Origin of the sequence: Pedobacter zeae (assembly GCF_014196715.1) — a bacterium.
Taxonomy (GTDB): domain Bacteria; phylum Bacteroidota; class Bacteroidia; order Sphingobacteriales; family Sphingobacteriaceae; genus Pedobacter; species Pedobacter zeae.
In genome coordinates, this window is the sequence record NZ_JACIEF010000001.1 from 969,157 (window position 1) to 988,139 (window position 18,983).

Genomic DNA, 18,983 nt, shown 5'->3' on the forward strand with positions numbered 1-18,983 from the left:
ATCAAAATATTCTAAAGACTGTTTTTATTGTTAATTTGCAGGCTGCAAATTAAATATACTATGATGAATTTGGCTGAAAGGCACCAGTTTATATTAAGTCGCCTGCAACGTGATCAATACATAAATGTAGTCGATTTATGTAAGGAGTTGAAAGTATCTTCCGTAACAATAAGAAAGGATTTAAAACTACTTGAGGATAAGAGTCTGTTATTTAGAACCCATGGTGGTGCTACCGTAAATAATCCATACACGGTAGACCGCCCGGTTAATGAGAAAGAAAAATTACAATCTACCGAAAAAAATAAAATAGGTATAGCTGCTGCAGCCTTATTAAATGAAAATGATTCAATCGTTATCGCCTCAGGTACTACGGTGCTTTATTTTGCGAAGAACATTGCGCCTGCAACAAACTTAACCGTAGTTACTTCTGCATTAAATGTGGCCTTAGAATTAATGCGCGAACCAAGTATCGAAGTGATTCAGTTGGGTGGCCTGTTAAGAAAAAGTTCCTCATCGGTAATGGGTGCCTATGCTGAACAGGTTTTACAGGATTTTTATTTCAACAAGCTGTTTTTGGGGGTAGATGGCATTGACCTGGATTTCGGATTAACCACCACAAATGCCATGGAGGCTCATTTGAACCGAAAAATGATCGCTGCATCACAAAAAACAATTGTACTTGCAGATTCAACCAAATTTGGGAAACGGGGCTTTGGAAAAATATGCGGGTTAGAAGAAATTGATCATATTATTACCGATAAAGGAATTTCTGAACAAATTGTTAAACATTTAGAGAGTTTAGGTGTTACTGTTACTATCGTATAGTGCATTCCACACGAGAACGGTATAATCCAAACATATAATTTGAACATGGAAAGAAAACGAATACACATTTTAGAAGACGATCAGGAGATCAGAAACGTTATTGAAATCCTTTTAAAGGATGAGGGGTTTGAACTGCAGCTTTCATCATCATTTGAGGAATTAAAGAAAAACATTCAGGACGCAATGCCCGATCTTTTCTTGCTTGATGTCATGTTGCCGGATGGAAACGGAGCAGAAATCTGCGAAGATTTAAAAAATGATATTTTTACTAAACACATTCCAATCATTGTAATGTCTGCGCAAAACAACAGCCAACAAAAGGCCATTGATGCATTAGCTGATGATTATATCAGTAAACCTTTTGATATCGATGATATTTTAAAGCGTATTAACGCCCAATTGAAGCGAAGTGCTGAAAACAGCGTTAAAAGTTAATTGAAAATTAGCAGCCTGTTTAAAATCAATATAAGCTAGATAGATAAAAGAAATGTCGTCATTGCGAGAAGGCTTTGTCCTTCCTTCCCGTAATGACGATTTTTGGAGGAATGAATACCGTTGCATTTTCCTGTTATTTTATTCATTTTATACAATAAATTAACCTTCAGGATAGCATAGTACAACCTCTGTTTGATGAAAGTGATTTATGGTGGTCATTAATATTCGATTACCACTTTACCAATAGTTTTTCCGCTTTCTAGTAAACGATGGGCTTCCTTTAGGTTTTCTACTGTAAATCCTTTCAGGGTAGTATTTAATGTGGTTTTAAGCGTGCCATTATCAAGTAATGAGGCGAGTTTGTTTAAAATATGGTGCTGCTCTTCCATATCGTCGGTTTGGTACATCGAACGGGTGTACATCAGTTCCCAAGAAAAAGTAACGCTTTTGTTTTTTAATTTGTTTAAAGCAATAGGGCTGGCTGATCCGGTGATAGAAACGATATGGCCCTGCGGTTTAATCAGTTCTACCAGGTCATCCCAATAGCTGTTCAGGTCTACAAAATCGAGAATAAAATCTACTTCTTTAAAACCTGCTGCCCGTACTTCTTCAACCAGGTTTTTATGGTCGACCACCACATCGGCCCCCATGGCTTTACACCAGTCTTTTGTTTCCGGTCTAGAGGCGGTAGTAATTACTTTAAGGCCGCTTATTTTTTTTGCAAGCTGTATGGCAATAGACCCTACGCCACCGGCGCCACCTATAATCAGAATGCTTTTACCATTGTCTTTTTGATTGTTCATCCGGATACGGTCGTACAGCGATTCCCATGCTGTAAGTGCCGTTAAGGGCATAGCAGCAGCTTCCGCACTACTTAGCTTAACGGGTTTTAGGCCTGCAATCCGTTCATCTATCAATTGATATTCGCTATTGGAGCCACTACGGGTAAGATCGCCGGCATAATAAACCTCATCTCCGGGTTTAAAAAAAGTTACACCTTCTCCAATAGCCTCTACTGTTCCTGTTGCATCCCATCCAATTACTTTGGGATTTTCCAATATGGTATCTTTTGCACTGTTCTGACGGATTTTAAAATCAACCGGATTTACGCTGATGGCCTTAATTTTTACAAGGATATCGCGCCCTTTTGCTTCAGGGATCGGGGTTTCAAATTCAATAAAACTTTCGCTTTCGTTAATGGGTAATGAGGTTTTAAATCCTATCGCTTTCATAGCTTCCTAATTATTTTAATATTAAGTTATTCTTTTTTTTGTATGGCAAATATAAACTGCAAAATTTTAATAATCCGGTATAAATTCGCTTTTAATCGGTAAATTTGTGCCTGGTTTTTTACAGTATGATTAAAGAAACTTTATACGAGCCATACGAAATTGTATATCAAAAGCTTGATGAATGCCCGAAATATGGCCATAAGCACCTGTTTTTCGAACTGGTTTATATTTTATCGGGTAGTGGTAAACAATGCATCAATAATAACAAGTTTGACTATCGTGCCGGGCACATGTTCCTGATCACGCCGGATGATTGTCATTCTTTCGATATTGAAAACACAACCGAATTTTTCTTTCTACGCTTTGGCAACGTATACCTGCGCTCCAAAGATTTTAATACCGACGATTTGAAAAGAATGGAATATATCCTTCAAAATGCCAGCCACCAGCCTGGATGTATACTTAAAAACTTTTCAGACAAGCCCCTGGTTAAATCATTGATTGAGGCCATGATTGCGGAATATGTAAACCGCGATATTTATAACAAAGAATTGATCACCAAAATGGTCGATACCATGATTGTACTGGTAGCACGTAATATTGCCAAATACCTGCCCGCTGGTATTAAGGAAGATTCTGAACAAAAAACACTTGATCTGTTAAACTATATCCAGGCAAACATCTACAATCCAGAGAAACTCAGGGCCGAAAAGCTCAGTGCCGAATTCGGAATCTCAGAAAATTACTTCGGCAAATATTTTAAAAAGCAGACGAAAGAAACGTTACAGCAATACATTGCCAATTTGAGGATCAAACTGATAGAAGCCCGTTTACGTTTTAGCGATATGCGGATCAACGAAATTGCTTTCGAACTTGGTTTTACCGATGAGAGCCATTTGAACAAATTTTTTAAATCGCACAAGGGTATGAGCCTTAAAGCTTACAGGAGCTCGGTAGCGAGTTAAAGGTTATAATTTACTGCGTCCGTTTCTTTTCTTCTTCACTCGCTGAAGTTCTTTTCCTTACGGCAGTTGGATTACCGCCCAACCGGTAAGAGAAGCTTAACGTAACACTGCGCGTGTCGTTTTTTTCAATAAAACCATTTTTCTGATCCTGGTAATCAACATCGATCCGGTAGGCATTACTGTAAAAAATGTCGTTTACAGCAAGCCTGATTGTTCCTTGTCCCTTAAGTAATGTTTTTCGTAGTCCGGCACTTATATCGTACAACCGTGCAATATGGTAAATGCCCTGTATGGTAGGGGAAGAATACCATGCGCTGATTTCGGCCTTGAGCCCCTGTGCCTTGTTCAGGGTAAAGGCGTGGTTAGAACTTAAATAAATGCCCCAAGCGTGGTAATCGTAACGGGCCTGCAGGTATCCCGACTTTTCCTGGCGGTAAGAGCCCTGAGCATAATTGTTGATTTCCCACCACGAAGTTGGCTTGGTTGGAAAAGAGACTGAAAAACCCATCTCCTGGCTTAGGTCCAGGTTTCTCTGGGTATCATAAAAAAGTTTTGTGGTATTATCCTGTATGGTGATATTACTGAAATAATTGGTTGTCCGCCTTAAATAAAATGAAATATTATATTGCTGCTTATAGGTATAACCCAGTTCACTGTTATAAATAAAGGCAGGTTGCAATGCGGGATTACCCTCAAGGTAAGCGTACGGACTTGTGTAGGATTTAAAAGGGTTAAGCCTCCAATATTCTGGCCGGCTGATCCTTGAATTATAATTGAAATTGATTTCGTTGTCTTTATTTACCTTATAAACCACAAAAAGTGTTGGGAAAAGTTTAAAATAGTTGTTCTGGCTATTGGTGTTTAATACGATCGATCTGCCAGTTGTGCGGGTATATTCGCCACGCAAACCACCTTCAAAACTCCATTTGCCTAAATCTCCTGTAAGGCTGGTGTAAATGGCTGATACATTTTCTGAATATTCGAAGCGGTCGCTACGGTTTGGTACCAATTCGGGACCGCTAGCCGGATTGTTATAAAAATCAAAACTGTTGCGTGTACGGATACTGCTGTATTTCAGACCCGATTCAAATGTCCATTTCTTCCAGAATTTATCGGTATAATCCAGTTTTCCGGAATAGATATCAATATGCTGATCGGAAGGGGTAAAGATGTGGTAAGTGTCAGGAAGCAAGCTACCGGTCCCTAATGTTCCGTAAGTATTTACCTGCTGGCTGTTTTTGTTCTGATAGGGTACATAATCAAGATCTACATTAATATTCCTGCCATTTGTGTCCAATTTGATTTTGTAATTAAGATTAAAACTATACTGATATGCTTTCCCGTTAGAAAAATTTTGGGTATGCAGAAGGGAATCAGGCGTAACGGCGTGATTGTTAGTGATAGTGGTTAATATGTTGTTTGGCCTGCTGTTGGCACCGTTGTAACCATTTACCAAAATACCGATCACTTGTTGAGCGTTAAGGTTGTAATCGGCACCAATTTTATAACTGTTGGCATTTCCCAGGCGTAAACCCGATTTTTCATTCCGCCAATCAGAATAGCCACCAGGAGCATCATAAATGATATATTCACTTTCGTCGTGGTCTTTTTTACGCCTGTTATAGCCATAACTGCCATAAATATTCAATTTATCTTTACGGTAGTTGAATACCATGCTCGGGCTATAGCTACTGTAGGTAGATTGTGTATAGGCACCTGAAAGTACCAGGTTAAAACCGTCGCCTTTTGGCTTTTTGGAAATAATGTTGATTACGGCGCCGCCCTGGGCGTCATACCGGGCAGTAGGGTTGGCAATAATTTCTATTTTGGCAATATTATCTGAAGGCAGGCTGCGGAGATAGGCCGCCAGATCTTCGCCCGATAACCTGATCGGTTTATCATCCATATAAATTACCACGTTTTTATTATTTGCCGTTACCCCGCCATCAAAACGTGTTTGTACGCCCGGTGCTTTACCCAGCGCATCCCAAACTGTTGCACTACTGGCAACAATGCTGTTTTCGACATTAAATATCACCCGGTCTATTTTTCTAACGATAAGCGGTTTTGAGGCCGATACCGTTACCTGGTCGAGGGTTTTGTCGTCACTGATCATTACTATGGTAACCGAATCCATTGGAAGATTTATCGGTTTGCTCATCTCTTTATATCCAACAGCTTTCAGCATTAAAATATAACGGCCTTTTAAAGGCTGCAAGAAACTGAACAGGCCATTTTTTGAAACGTGGAGGGCTAGGGACGAGTCTGCCTGGCGAAGGCTGATGTTGACCCCGTCAATCGGTTCGCCCTTTTTATCGGTTACCAAACCTTTATGTAATTGCGCAAAAGTGATCAGAGGAGAAAAGAAAAGAAGGGCAAGGATTAACTTTTTCATGTTTCAAAACTAAGTGCCCTGCATGTTAAGTAAAGTTAACCTCAGTTAAATATGGTTAAATCTTCCGTGCATACTTTCATTGATAAAATGATTTGTTCAATTTAGAAGGATGAAATGGCTTACGTCCAGATATGTTTTTCTTTTGGCGGTTATCACACTGATCATTAGCCTTTGCCTGCAGTGTGCATGGATCCGGCAACTGTATACGGCGCAAAAGAAATCGGTTGCAACAGCACTCGAATCTATTGTTAGTGATGCTTCAAGGCGGGTGACCTATCAGAGCATCGCCAGAGGGCATGAGAAAAGCATCCGTTTTCAGCAGTTTTTCCTTTCACCGGAATGGTTAGCGCTCAGGCAGGCTTTTGACGACCTGAAAGTAGATAACCTGCGTAGCCAGTTTCATTATGGAATTACCAATGATAGTTCGGTAGTAGAAATGAAAATGTCGTTTCTGAACGATCCTAAAAAGAAAATCAGCCATCGCTCGAGTGCCGTTACCGATGGCAAATCGCAGCAGGAGGTTTCGCTGCAAGATCGGCGCGACCTGAAAGTAATGGACAGTTTAGTCAACCATCAGCTGGATTTATTGGGTTTGCATATTAATAGAAGTTATGCGCTTTATGATTATGCTGATGGGAAATTGGTAAAAGGCAGGGCGATCCCTAATGCTTCATCTGCTTTTGTTAGTGGCAAATATACTTATAACCTTAAATTTCAGAACCGGTACCAGCTGGTGGTTCCAACCATAACCTGGTTAATCATTTATCAGATGAAGTATTATCTCATTTCGTCATTTATGATGTTGGCGCTTACAGCGGCGGCCTTTTACCTGCTGATCAGGCTGATGAAAAAACAGCAGCTTTATGCGCAGGCGAAAATGAGTTTTACCAGTAATATGACACATGAGCTCCAAACTCCGATCTCAACGATTGCTGTTGCGCTGGAATCGATCAATAAGTACCATTTAATTGAAGAACCCGAAAAGCTGGAAAATTACATCAATATAAGCCGTCACGAATTACAGCGCTTACAGGCAATGATCGAAAAGGTGCTGAAGCAGGAGCAGATGGATATCGGAAAAACAAAGCTGCAATTCAGTCTCATTGAAATTCAATCTGTGCTGAAACAGGTGACGCGCTCTATGGATATTCAGGTGCGCGAAAAAAACATGCAACTGTTACTTGCATCCGCCAATGAACCTTATTTTATTAAAGGTGATGCCATGCATATCGCTAATGTATGTTATAACCTGATCGATAATGCATTGAAATATTCGCCTGCACAATCGAGGATTGAGGTATCATGCAGTATTGCTGATCATGAGCTAACCATCAGTGTTAAAGATAATGGTCCGGGGATTAAGGAGATTTATCATCAACAGGTTTTTGAGCGCTTTTTCAGGATTTTTAACCAGGATAATATTCATAATGTGAAAGGCTCTGGGCTGGGGCTTCACTATGTAAAGCAGGTGGTAACGCTCCACGGCGGACGTGTTGCCCTGCAGAGTAAAATAGGAAAAGGAAGTAATTTTATGATCATTTTGCCCTTGTATGAAGAAAACTAAGGTTTTATATGCCGAGGATGAGCCTTTTTTGGCGAGGATTGTGCTCGATGGTTTAACCAGTAGTGGTTACGAGGTAAAACTTGCTGCCGACGGAGCGCAGGCCTGGAAACAATTTTTAGCAGAAAAACCCGATATCTGTGTGTTCGATATTATGATGCCGGAGAAGGATGGTTATACACTGGCAGCTGAAATCAGAAAATCAGACCCCAATGTTCCGATTATCTTTTTGAGTGCCAAAGCCCTCACAGAAGATGTGGTGATGGGGTTTAAAAAGGGAGGGAATGACTACCTTAAAAAACCTTTTAGTATTGATGAGCTGCTGGTGCGGATGGAATCACTTTTAGTCAGATTTGGTTCTGCAGGTAAAGAAGAAAATAAAAAATACCGGTTCAGAAACTGCGAACTCGATCCAATAGCCCAAAAATTAAAAACGTCTGCGGGCGAATATTCTCTTTCTTATAAAGAAACCGTTCTGCTCGAATTGCTGCTGAGAAACCGCAATAACATTTTAGAACGGGAAGATGCATTGGTTCAAATATGGGGGGAAGATAGTTTTTACAATGGCCGTAGTATGGATGTTTTTATGGCACACCTGCGCAAACTGTTAAAAAGTGAAGCAGAAATCCAGATCATCAGTTTAAGGGGAGTGGGATATAAGCTGATCTGTTGATTGGCAGATTATCACATAACAATTTACACATAGCAGTTGATGTTGTAGAAATCTTTATGTTAGGTTATTATCGTGCACGGGTTGCTTTGTCGAAGGAAAAGATTAGGCTCTTCTCCTCTATTTTATTTAATGGTACCTCTGTTGTCGTTTTTCCGTTATCTTCCGTGAAATAAACCTTCGCGCTGTAATCCTTGTTTTTCTTCACTCCGTCTTCGAACAAAGCAATACCGAAAAGGGATGGATCCGTGGAGGATTTCGCTATGATACTTACTGTACCCAGATCGTAATCACCACGGTTTTTCAAAGTTATGATTCCGTTCCTGTACGAATAGCTGAGCCCTTTTATCGTCTCGAGGTAGGTTTTATTCGTACTGGTAGATGGCCTGTATGTTTGTGAATATCCTGAAGTTGTTATGGCCAATAATAAAGCGATTGATGCAAATAATTTCATTTTTTTTATTTTAAAATTACGGATAAGAAACGCCAACTTTAACGATTACAATATTTCTTTTGTCAGGCAAATATGATTTTTTTAAAGGGAGGATTGAAAAGGAAATAGCGGCTACTAGACTAAACATATTATAAGATTTTTTGTCATTGCGAGGCGGGATATGAGCAAACCCAAGCAATCTATTATCAAAAAATATTTTTCATTTGTGACTTATTGTTTTATGGTATTCAAGCTCGCTTTGGGGGTGCTTCACTTCTATAAAAAGCCATTGCTTCAGTTCGCAACGACGAAATTAGGAACCAAAACTCAAGTTATAAGGGCTTAATTTAATTATTAGAAGGGTTTACTAATGAAACGCTTATGCTTTTTTTGTTAAATTCAATATTCAGGTGAACGAATATCCTTACTGTTATCTTCTGTTTATCTTGTTCCCCAGGAATCCAAGGAGGTGCGCTTAACATCGCATCAATAATAGCCTTATCTACTTCTAAGTTTATATCTTCATCGATAATTTTTCTTGTTGTCATCACACTTGGCTGAATAATTCGTCCTGCTGTATCTACGTTAAAGGTATAAACCGATCTTTTTGTGCCAATTTATTCCAGGTTTTTAGTAGCCAGCCTCCGGATCTATCTGGATTTTCCACATTGTCTGCTCACCATTACCCAACTGATTAAACCAAATGGCTTTCATAAAGAGATATTCCCACTTGGAATGCATGGCAAACTTTTACTTTGGCTAAAGTACCGGTACACAGGAATAGCCGTTTATCTTATCAGTGTTAAACTTCCGGTAATATTAGAGCAACCCGTTCTCAAAGAAATTATAAAATAATAAACACCCACAGGCAACTGTCCGTTATTTTGCGTGCCGTTAAAACTGAATTTTGGATCTTGCGTACTATAAACATTCTGTCCCATTCGATTAAAGATTTTGAGTGTGAATTCTGGATAATTTTCCAAACCGCCAATCCCCCAAGTATCATTAAAACCATCATTGTTTGGAGTAAATGATGAGGCAATCTTCAGGGCTTTTTCTGCAACTTCTACAGTTACCGGTATCCTTTTGCTCTCGCAGATACCTATAGTATAACTTACATAGTAGGTTACATTTTTATCAACCTGGATCCTGAATATGTTTGTTGTTGATGCAAGGGGCTGACTGGATGTTTCCGTTTGGTAAAGCAAAAATTTCCCTTCTTTTTGTTGTGCGGGTATGATGATGGCATTTCCAGGAGCGCAGATCTGTACGGGCAATACTTCAGGCGCTTCAAGCATTGCCGTCTCTGTATTTATGGTATAAATTTCACTATTAACCTCGCACTTTTCTCCATCTACCACTTTTAGCCTATATTTCCCAGCAAAGGCATTCTCCAATGAAGGCTTATTGCTGACTATTTTATTGTCTTGATCAAGCCAGGTATAATTATACGGAAGGCTACCACCTGATATGGATATTCCCTTAATACTACCAGTTCCTAAACCACATTTATCTGTTTCTATCGTAATAGCACGTTCCGTTATCACTGGTGGTAAAATAGAGGTAATTTCGTAAGCATCATACAACGATTCGCAATTATTCTCATCGGTAATATAAAGTTTATAAATGCCGGCTCCCAGATTCGTTAATGTCGAAGATAAGCTTAATGTTACCGATGGATTATTTTCATCAATCCATCTTAACGATTTTGGCGCTTCGCCGAAATTGATGGATATACTACCATTTTTTTGGTTACAGGTGGCGTTTCTTACTTTTTTTTCCGAGATGTAATTCTTTGTGCTGGCCTCACTTATGGTAAATACCGAACTCATTTTGGTGCAATATGGGCCTGTAACCATAAGTTTATATCTTCCTTTAGGTACCTGTTTAAGTTCAATGCCTGTTCCTACCACTTCTCCATTTTCATTTAACCACTTAAATGTGCCATTTCCATTAATTTTGATTCCGGTTATGGATCCGTTAGCTTTTCCACATGTAGTTTTTGAACTCAATGCCAACATTTCATCTATTTCGATGTTGTTCTCTGAAGCGATGTCAAAGGTATTGGTCAGTATTTCACAGGCACTCTCATCTTTAACCTCCAAAATGTACTTCCCAGCTTTTGCTCCGGTAAGATCAAGATTGTGTGAAATAATATTGTTCTTTTCATCTTTCCAGGTATACTGCAGGTTATTTAATCCCGTTGCAGTTATACCGCTAATGGCACCATCACTGTTATCGCAGTTAGCTTTTTTTATCATAATGGATGTACGGTCAATGTTTGGGCCTTCCGTATTTTCCAGTTTGATTGGGCCGTAGGATTTGGTACAGTTAGACCCCGTGGTAACAATTAATGTATAACTGCCAGGCCCCACATTGTTAAGTTCAACATTTCCAGCGCTTACCGTTTCACCGTTTTCATCAACCCACTTTGTACTGGCGGCACCACCACCAAAAAGGTTAAAATATAAGCCCTTGATACTCCCATTTTTCTTACCGCATCCTGGTTGTTGTATTTTCTTGTTTGTAGTCACAAATACTGGCTCAATATTAAATAGAGAAGCATTATATGGCGAAATTGTATAGCATTTCCCATTGTAACCTTTTGCGTAATATTCTCCAGCTGGCAAATTTTCCACTTTATTTCCTTCCCCAACTTTTTCTCCCTTACGATTATACCACTCCACTTTCATCAGGTGCAGTGCATTGGTTAGTGACAAGCTTCCGTTGCTCATACCGCAAGAAGCATCTGTTTTGTCATACCAATAGCCACTTCTCCCGGCTAATATATGAGGTTGGGTAAATTCGCTCGAAACTGTAATAAGTGTGGTGTTAGCCACAAACTTCATATTGGTAAAGTTACCGGTAATACCCCACTTCCCCGATGCATCTGTAATAAGCTTTTGGTAGAATTGTAAAGGACTGCAGGAAGTGCAATCCGTATAGTCGTTGTAGATATATACTTCTGAATTCGGCGTAGCTGTTCCCGAATATTCAGTATCACTATTGATCAGTACTTGGATACTTGGTGTAGCAAAATCCCGTACAGAATAGGCATAGGCGCTACAATGGATTATGTTTTTTCTGATCTCTATGTTCTTGCTTCCACCATTCCTAAAAGGTCCATCCAAAGAAGGTAAAAATTCATTTACATCGGCAATATCGTCACTACCAATTTGGATATTTTGGGAGTAATTAAAGTATATTCCACCTGAAAAAAGATTTGCAACCTGATATAATTCCTTATTACGGAGGATTTTGACGTTTTTCGAGCCCATTTCTATCGCAAATCGACTGGCCAGATTATCTGAAAATTCGCCATTTGTAATACTTAAATTTATAGTTACTCCAACTCTTTGACTCAAGCCTCCATTGCCATCAAAGCCAAAACGGTTGAAACGGATTTTGATATTTTCGCCATTTACAGAAAGACCATATGCCGAAAACCCACCCAGAACATTTCCATAACTTGGATCTGGGCCACCAAATTCTGTATCTTTCGAGATAATATGCGCCAAAGCCGACTTTTGTTGAAATGATTCTGTCCCATCTAGATAAAGTCCAAACCAATTAGATTGTACTTTTAACTTTCCATTGGTATTTTGATGTTGCACATCCGATGATGCATAAATACCCACGTCGTTCTGTATAAAAACGTTGCCTCTTCCTGGTGCACCAATGGTAATCCCACTACTTGACACGATATAGATGCCACTGGCGTTACTTGACTGTCCGTTAGAGTTGGTTTTGGTTGTGAGGCTACGGAATTGGTCAAATGCAAGTCCGTAAATTTGTACATCGGTAACGTTAAGTATATTAAAACATCCGTAATCATATTGCGATGAAAGGTATGATGTACGGTCGGCCACGAGCAAAATCTTTGCTGAACTGTTACCTAAAGCATTTCCAGATTGTGTGGTACCATCTATAATAAGATGTCCGCTTATTAATGGAAGTTCATCCCTAATTACTATGGTGCGGTCTGCCAGGGTATTACCCGGAAGGTTGAAATGAATGTAATCGTCGGTTGCTATGCCATTGGCAGCAGCCATTGTAAGTGCTTCACGAAAACTTCCGGGACCGCTATTTTGCATTATTGACTACTACAAAAACAGCTGCAGTTGCAAAATAACAAGATATAAGAATAAGAAGCAGACAAATAAACCCTGTTTTCATTATGAGGCATTAAAGTAGTAAAGAGGCTAAAATAAAAGTTTAATATGGATATTTTTTAATTGACTAATAGATAATAATTATAATCTGACGATTTTTCTGCGGAGTATCCGGTATTGCCTGCGCCCTTTTTCCGTGCGTCTTTTTGTATCTGGAATTTGAGGTTTTAAAGCTTGGCATTAGCGAAAAGCCCAGAAAACAAAAAACCCGACGATTGTCGGGCTCTATTTTTCTGGCGGAAAGCGAGGGATTCGAACCCCCGGACCTGTTACAGTCAACAGTTTTCAAGACTGCCGCATTCGACCACTCTGCCAGCTTTCCGGAGGCAAAAGTACGAACTCCGGTTAAAACTGCAAACTATGAATGCTTTTTTTTTATATAAACTTGATAATTACTTAACACAGAGGGAGAAAAAATTATTTCTTCCTGATATTTTCTTCAATTGGCTCCGATTTTTTGAACAAATTAAAGGTAGGGCGGATGATCTTTACACTTCTTTTGCTTACATCTACACTGGCATTGAGCTCAAAACCGATCAATAAAATCAAAGAATTAAGGTAAAGCCAGATCATTACTACAATTAATGTTCCGATAGAACCATATACTTTGTTATACGAGGCAAAATGGTTGATATAGAAAGAAAAGCCCCAGATGGTAAGGAAGGCCAGTATGGTAGCCAGCCACGAACCTGCACTGAACAGGCGCCATTTTTTAGTGTGCGACGGGCCGTAACGGTATAAAATAGAAATGGTAATAAAATACAGGATCGCCAATAAGGCCCAACGTGTAAATTTTATGGTATAAACCAAAAAGCTGTCTTTCAGGTGCAGTTCGTCGTTGATTTTGTTGAGCAAAACTTCGCCCAAGGCCATCGCACTGATGCAGATGATGATCGAAAAACAGATAATAACGGTGAGCACCAGCGCAATTAAACGTTGTTTTATCCAGCCCCTCGTTTCGATAATCAACGATGATTTGTTAAAAGCCTTCATTAAGTTTTTAACGCCATTGGTAGCAAAAAACAGTGCAGATAAAAAACCGAAAGACAACAAACCCGTATTCTGTTTTTTGATGATGTCTTTCAATGTGGTTTCAAAGGCATCAAAAGCATTGTGCGGAAGGACCAGCTGGATTAAATTTAACAGTTGATCCTGGAAACCTTTAATCGGGATAAAAGGGATCAGGGTAAACAAAAAGATAATACCCGGAAAAATGGCCAGCATAAAACTGTAGGCCAGCGATGAAGATTTGTTTACCAATGCATCTTTACCGATTTCGCGGAAGAAAAACGTAGCAACCGTATAAAGCGGGAGTGGGCTAAACCCGGGCAAAATACATCCCTTAGTCCATTCTATGAATCTTGAATAGAACTTAAGATGTAATAATTGCCGGTGTAACCATTCCATTTTAGTTGTTAATTAAAAAATACCGATAACTTTTCCATAAAGTTTTGGGGAGGGTTGGTGGGTTTGTTTTTTTTCATATCGACAAAAACAAGCGTGGTCGCCCCAATGTTTATTAATTCTTCATTTTCATTGTACAACTCGTACTCAAAGAAAATACGGATACCCGGCAGCGTTTTAATAATGGTTTTAACCATAATTTCCTGATCATATAACGCAGGTTTGATGTATTTGCATTTCAATTCTAAAACAGGCATCATAATGCCATCAGCTTCCATAGAACTGTAACTCATACCCAAACTCCTCAGCATTTCTACACGCCCAACTTCGTAATATTGGGCGTAATTGCCATAATACATATAACCCATCTGATCAGTTTCGCCGTAACGCACCCTGATTTTCGTACTGTGACTATACATTATTTGAAGATATTTCTTTTGTTTAAAGCCTCACGGTATTTTTTTGCATTGATTTCGTGTTCTGCCTTGGTTTCGGCAAAGTTATGGTAACCCGAGAAATCTTCTTTGGCGCACATGTAAATGTAGTTGTTTTTATCGCGGTTTAACACGGCATCAATGGCATTAATACTGGGCATCATAATCGGGCCCGGAGGTAAACCGGCATATTTATACGTATTGTAAAGCGATTGCACCTGCAATAATTTCCCGGTAACCCTTTTTACCGTAAAATCGTTGTTTGCAAAAATCACAGTTGGATCGGCCTGAAGCAAAATGCCATTGTTAAGGCGGTTTAAATACAAGCCTGCAATGATTGGCATCTCCTTGTCATAAAGTGCCTCTGCATCAACAATAGATGCTAAAGTATATACCTGTGCAGGGGTAAGGTTTAAGCTTGCTGCTTTTTGTTTACGGTCGGCATTCCAGAATTTATCATATTCCTTGTGCATGCGCTCAAAGAAATCAACCGGCGAAATGTTCCAGTACATTTCGTAAGTATTCGGGATAAACATGGCATATACATTATCCTGGTTAAAACCATATTTGCTAATCAGTGCAGCAGAGTCTAAAACATGGATAAAGCTTAACGAATCGGCTTCGAGGTTATTAGCCAGGTAGGCCGCGAAATTTTCCTTTTTACGGATATTCTGAAACTTCAGCTTAACAGGATCCTGGTTCCCGGCTTTGATCATATTAATCAATGTACGGTTGGTCATTCCTTTTTTCAAACGGTAGCGGCCAGGTTTAACGCTTGTTGCCAGGTTCATTTTTGTGGCAGCCGCAGTAAAAGTACCGATGCTTTTTACCAGGTCTTTCTTTTTGATTTCGGCAAGCAGGTCATCATAGCTGCTGCCTGTTTTAATGTATAAATATTTTTGATTTTCGGTAATGTTAGGGGCAAAGTAAAGCCTGTAAATATTTAATGCAAAGTAACCGGCAATTAAAATAACAACGAGTGCAATAATTATTGCCACTTTTTTGCCTGTACTCATGTTCTTTTTTTCTATTTCAGTCATCTGTAATGTAATACGTGTTTTATTGTGGTTTGTTAGATAGGGTAATGTTAATCTTTGTGCCTATAGCCACTTTGGTTAACGAATCAACCGGCATAGGGTCTTGTTTGATAATGGTTGCAGCAGCGCTGTCGGTTATCGGGCCATCATAAATGATGGTACCTAAACCCAGGTTAGAGCCCCTTAAACTAAACTTCGCTTCGTCCATGGTTAAACCTATTAATTGCGGAATATCTACTTCTTCGTTCCCACGTCCATCACCCAGTACCAGGTTAATTCTAGAACCTACCGGAATAATTTGACCGGCGGTAATTGGTTGGCCTCCAAAAGAAGCTTCCAGTACCACATCGCGGCTTACATCAGGTTTATAGGTGGTATCTCCGAGTTTTAACCTCGAACTTTCAATAATGGCCTGTGCTTCACGTAAGGTTTTGAAGGTAATATCCGGGAATTTTGTATTTGGGGTTTTACCCGCATTAATGGTTAAATAAATCGTGCGGTTGTCTTTTACAAACGTATTAGGGTCAGGGTCCTGGTCAATTACAATTCCGGCTGGCTGATCCATAATAAAAACAGAATCTACTTCGTATTTTAACCCGGCATCTTCCAGTTTTTTTACGGCCTGCTCAAAAGAGAGGCCTTTTACCGTTGGCACATTTAAGCCTTCACCGTGTTTGGTGTAATATCTTAAGCTAAAAAATGCAATCAGAAGCAATGCAATAACGGTAATTATGGCAGCTATGATGTTGTTTCTAAATGATTTGGTTTTTAAGTACTCTATAAATTTAGACATGTATCTTAAATGGGGTTTATGCGTATAAGCTCAAATGTAACTATTTTAATTAGTGATTGAATTATGGAATCTAAATCGCTGTCCAATCATATACTGTTTTTTATCAATTGCAATGCATCAATTAGTTCAATTCTCATTCAATAATTGTTCCGTTAATAGGACCAAAGCACAAAGATATTTATATTTTTGGGGATATATTTATATTCAATTTCTATTTATAAAAGGATTTCTGACATGAAGAAAACGATTGCGTTGTTAACAGGCGGTACCACAGGCGAATGGGTTGTTTCGGTAAAAAGTGCTGCAACAATTGCCCAGAACATCGACCCTAATTTATACGATGTTTATAAAATTATGCTGAACGAAAAGGGATGGTTTTATGAACCTGCAGATTCCGTTAAGATTGAAATTGATAAGAATGATTTTTCGCTAACGCTTGATGGCCGCAGGATAAAGTTTGATGGGGTTTTTATTGCCATTCATGGCTCACCAGGTGAAGATGGAAAATTACAGGGTTATTTCGATATGCTCGGTATTCCATACACCACCTGTGATGCGCTAACCTCGTCTATTACCATGAACAAGGGCTATACCAAAGCCATTGTGGCAGGCATTGATAACCTGTACACTGCAAAATCTGTACAGATATTTAAGGGCGGAAATTATAATGTGAACCAGATTAAACAGGATTTAAGGCTGCCTTATTTTGTGAAACCGAACAGCGGCGGCAGCAGCATTGGCATGAGTAAGGTAAAACACCCGGATGACCTTGATGAGGCCATTGAAAAGGCTTTTAAAGAAGACAGCCAGATTTTGATCGAGGAGTTTGTAAGTGGAAGGGAATTTTCGGTAGGCATTTTTGGTGCTGAGGGAAAAATCATTGTTTTACCTGCAACCGAAGTGATCCCTCAAAATGAATTCTTCGATTTTGAGGCAAAATATACACCCGGAGCAACAGAAGAAATTACTCCTGGCCGCATGAGCGAAGAAGAATTACACCGTGTACAGCAAGTGGTTACCGAGGTTTATAAAAAGCTGAACTGCAGGGGGGTAGTGCGTATAGATTATTTCCTGGAGCACGAAACAGGCAAGTTTTATTTTATCGAGATCAATACCATCCCCGGGCAAACCGCAACAAGTTTTATTCCACAGCAGGTAGCTGCAATGGGTATATCGCTTAAAGAATTTTATACCCGTTTAATGAAAGAAACGTTAGGGTAACCCCAACATATATTTGAATGATGCGATATCGTTATTTCTATAGATAATGTGCAGTATAAAACTAATATGAGTGACGGGCGAATTTAATGGGATGTATCTTCTCGAAAAATCGTCATTACACGAAGGCTCATTTAGCCGACGAAGCAATCTTACAAGGACCAATATTAACTTCCTGGATAAGAATTGCCTGCCTGCTGCAGGCAGGCTGTGTCGTTCCTGCCTGCAATGACAATATCCGTTAATGGTGGTGCGATGACATACTGAATTAATTCCTCCCAGAAAAAACTTCACAATGATGACTATCCAAAAATTAATTGATAAGGGCTTAAAAGTTAAAAACTACCCCAAGGATTCGATTATTTATGAGCCTGGCATGCATCCACGGTATGTGTATTTTATCAAATCAGGTGAGGTAAGAATGGTTACCGTTAGCGATGAAGGGAAGGAGTTTATTCAAGGGGTTTTTAAAACAGGACAATATTTTGGCGAACCTGCATTGTTAATAGGCCGCCCTTATTTGGCTTTTACCATTAGCAATATAGATTCGCAGCTAATTGCGGTAAACCAGGAAGATTTTTTTAACCTGATCAAGCATGAGCCCGATTTTAGTATGGAGCTTATTCAGACACTGAGTCGCCGGCTTTTTTATAAATCGATGATGCTTGAAGAATTAGCCAATGAAAAGGCTGATCATCGTTTATTAACGATTATTAATTACCTCCTTAACGATATTGCCACCGGCGAAAATTTAAAAGTAACGCGACAGGAATTGGCCGATATGACCGGCCTTCGGGTAGAAACGGTAATTCGCGGGGTAAAAATGCTTGCAGAAAGGGGTTTGATTAAAATGGTTAAGGGAAAAATAATCAAGCAGGGGAAATAAGTGCATTTGCCCTGGAAACAAATAAACATGATGCAGATCATAATTTGCTGCGTTAATAAAGCCTAACTTTGTGGTATCAAATCAGAATATTATGGCTGAGTTATCGAAATTTCAATCCTTTATACAGTGTAAATGTCCGCGTTGCCGTAAAGGTGATATCTTTACAGGAAGTGCTTATTCCTTCAGGTTGCAAAAAACCAATATCAACTGCCCACATTGTAACTTAAAATTTGAGCGCGAGCCAGGTTTTTTCTATGTGGCTATGTTTGTAAGCTACGCGATGAACGTGGCTGAGATCATTACCATTGGGGTAGCAGCATACATTCTGGGCTTACCTTTGGTTTATGAAAACCTTTGGTATTATGTGGCCCTGATCTTAACCGGCGTATTACTTTTATCGCCTATTAATTACCGTTATTCGCGGGTAATTTTATTACACTATTTAACGCCCGGCCTGCATTATGTGCCCGGTAGCGGAGATTAACAAGATTTAAGATATAAATGTTAAGTCAGATGGAAACAT

General features: G+C 39.3%; 17 protein-coding genes and 1 tRNA gene. 8 read left to right on the forward strand and 10 right to left on the reverse strand.

Features of this window, described 5'->3' with window-relative positions:
* Window positions 1–60 precede the first annotated feature (60 nt).
* The gene (locus GGQ60_RS04005) at window positions 61–825 is read left to right on the forward strand and encodes a DeoR/GlpR family DNA-binding transcription regulator (RefSeq protein WP_183760103.1); all 765 of its coding nucleotides are present in this window, start codon (window positions 61–63) and stop codon (window positions 823–825) included.
* Between the two features lie 45 nt (window positions 826–870).
* Complete coding sequence (locus GGQ60_RS04010) at window positions 871–1,260, forward strand: response regulator transcription factor (RefSeq protein WP_183760105.1); 390 nt, start codon at window positions 871–873, stop codon at window positions 1,258–1,260.
* Between the two features lie 218 nt (window positions 1,261–1,478).
* On the opposite strand, the gene GGQ60_RS04015 is transcribed toward GGQ60_RS04010, so the two are convergent.
* Window positions 1,479–2,492, reverse strand: coding sequence for a zinc-binding alcohol dehydrogenase family protein (locus GGQ60_RS04015; RefSeq protein ID WP_183760107.1), 1,014 nt, complete (start codon window positions 2,490–2,492; stop codon window positions 1,479–1,481).
* A 125-nt stretch (window positions 2,493–2,617) separates the two neighbouring features.
* Here GGQ60_RS04015 and GGQ60_RS04020 point away from each other — a divergent pair, with 125 nt between their 5' ends.
* Window positions 2,618–3,457: an AraC family transcriptional regulator gene (locus GGQ60_RS04020; protein WP_183760109.1), complete on the forward strand. Its 840-nt coding sequence runs from the start codon at window positions 2,618–2,620 to the stop codon at window positions 3,455–3,457.
* 10 nt (window positions 3,458–3,467) lie between these two features.
* Here the strand turns inward: GGQ60_RS04020 and GGQ60_RS04025 are convergent, their stop codons facing one another.
* A complete protein-coding gene (locus GGQ60_RS04025; RefSeq protein ID WP_183760111.1) occupies window positions 3,468–5,852 on the reverse strand; it encodes a TonB-dependent receptor in 2,385 nt (794 codons plus the stop codon).
* A 109-nt stretch (window positions 5,853–5,961) separates the two neighbouring features.
* Here GGQ60_RS04025 and GGQ60_RS04030 point away from each other — a divergent pair, with 109 nt between their 5' ends.
* Together GGQ60_RS04030 and GGQ60_RS04035 are read left to right on the forward strand one after the other, a co-directional pair.
* Entirely contained in the window at window positions 5,962–7,416 is a 1,455-nt protein-coding gene (locus GGQ60_RS04030) for a sensor histidine kinase (protein ID WP_183760113.1), read from the forward strand.
* Window positions 7,403–8,086, forward strand: a complete 684-nt coding sequence (locus GGQ60_RS04035) for a response regulator transcription factor (protein ID WP_183760115.1) — start codon at window positions 7,403–7,405, stop codon at window positions 8,084–8,086. Before GGQ60_RS04030 ends, GGQ60_RS04035 begins: the two co-directional genes overlap by 14 nt.
* A 67-nt stretch (window positions 8,087–8,153) precedes the next feature.
* Here GGQ60_RS04035 and GGQ60_RS04040 read toward each other — a convergent pair whose 3' ends face one another.
* The 8 genes from GGQ60_RS04040 to GGQ60_RS04075 form a co-directional block, all read right to left on the reverse strand.
* The gene (locus tag GGQ60_RS04040; protein ID WP_183760117.1) at window positions 8,154–8,537 is read right to left on the reverse strand and encodes a hypothetical protein; all 384 of its coding nucleotides are present in this window, start codon (window positions 8,535–8,537) and stop codon (window positions 8,154–8,156) included.
* Window positions 8,538–8,863: 326 nt separating this feature from the next.
* Entirely contained in the window at window positions 8,864–9,064 is a 201-nt protein-coding gene (locus GGQ60_RS04045) for a hypothetical protein (protein WP_183760119.1), read from the reverse strand.
* A 240-nt stretch (window positions 9,065–9,304) separates the two neighbouring features.
* Complete coding sequence (locus tag GGQ60_RS04050; RefSeq protein WP_183760121.1) at window positions 9,305–12,610, reverse strand: T9SS type B sorting domain-containing protein; 3,306 nt, start codon at window positions 12,608–12,610, stop codon at window positions 9,305–9,307.
* Between the two features lie 312 nt (window positions 12,611–12,922).
* A tRNA-Ser gene (locus GGQ60_RS04055) sits at window positions 12,923–13,010 on the reverse strand.
* Window positions 13,011–13,105: 95 nt separating this feature from the next.
* Window positions 13,106–14,095 carry a YihY/virulence factor BrkB family protein gene (locus GGQ60_RS04060; RefSeq protein ID WP_183760123.1) on the reverse strand — a complete coding sequence of 330 codons (990 nt, stop codon included), beginning with the start codon at window positions 14,093–14,095 and terminating at the stop codon, window positions 13,106–13,108.
* An 8-nt stretch (window positions 14,096–14,103) separates the two neighbouring features.
* Window positions 14,104–14,511: an acyl-CoA thioesterase gene (locus GGQ60_RS04065; protein WP_183760125.1), complete on the reverse strand. Its 408-nt coding sequence runs from the start codon at window positions 14,509–14,511 to the stop codon at window positions 14,104–14,106.
* Window positions 14,511–15,566 (reverse strand): endolytic transglycosylase MltG, encoded by a 1,056-nt coding sequence (gene mltG, locus GGQ60_RS04070; protein WP_183760127.1) that lies wholly within the window; start codon window positions 15,564–15,566, stop codon window positions 14,511–14,513. Before mltG ends, GGQ60_RS04065 begins: the two co-directional genes overlap by 1 nt.
* Window positions 15,567–15,585: 19 nt before the next feature.
* Window positions 15,586–16,356 carry a PASTA domain-containing protein gene (locus GGQ60_RS04075; RefSeq protein ID WP_183760129.1) on the reverse strand — a complete coding sequence of 257 codons (771 nt, stop codon included), beginning with the start codon at window positions 16,354–16,356 and terminating at the stop codon, window positions 15,586–15,588.
* Between the two features lie 234 nt (window positions 16,357–16,590).
* Here GGQ60_RS04075 and GGQ60_RS04080 point away from each other — a divergent pair, with 234 nt between their 5' ends.
* The 3 genes from GGQ60_RS04080 (at window position 16,591) to GGQ60_RS04090 (ending at window position 18,944) form a co-directional block, all read left to right on the forward strand.
* Window positions 16,591–17,577 carry a D-alanine--D-alanine ligase gene (locus GGQ60_RS04080; RefSeq protein WP_183760131.1) on the forward strand — a complete coding sequence of 329 codons (987 nt, stop codon included), beginning with the start codon at window positions 16,591–16,593 and terminating at the stop codon, window positions 17,575–17,577.
* A 292-nt stretch (window positions 17,578–17,869) separates the two neighbouring features.
* Window positions 17,870–18,460 (forward strand): Crp/Fnr family transcriptional regulator, encoded by a 591-nt coding sequence (locus GGQ60_RS04085; RefSeq protein ID WP_229685084.1) that lies wholly within the window; start codon window positions 17,870–17,872, stop codon window positions 18,458–18,460.
* A 91-nt stretch (window positions 18,461–18,551) separates the two neighbouring features.
* Window positions 18,552–18,944 carry a DUF983 domain-containing protein gene (locus tag GGQ60_RS04090; protein WP_183760133.1) on the forward strand — a complete coding sequence of 131 codons (393 nt, stop codon included), beginning with the start codon at window positions 18,552–18,554 and terminating at the stop codon, window positions 18,942–18,944.
* Window positions 18,945–18,983: the final 39 nt, after the last annotated feature.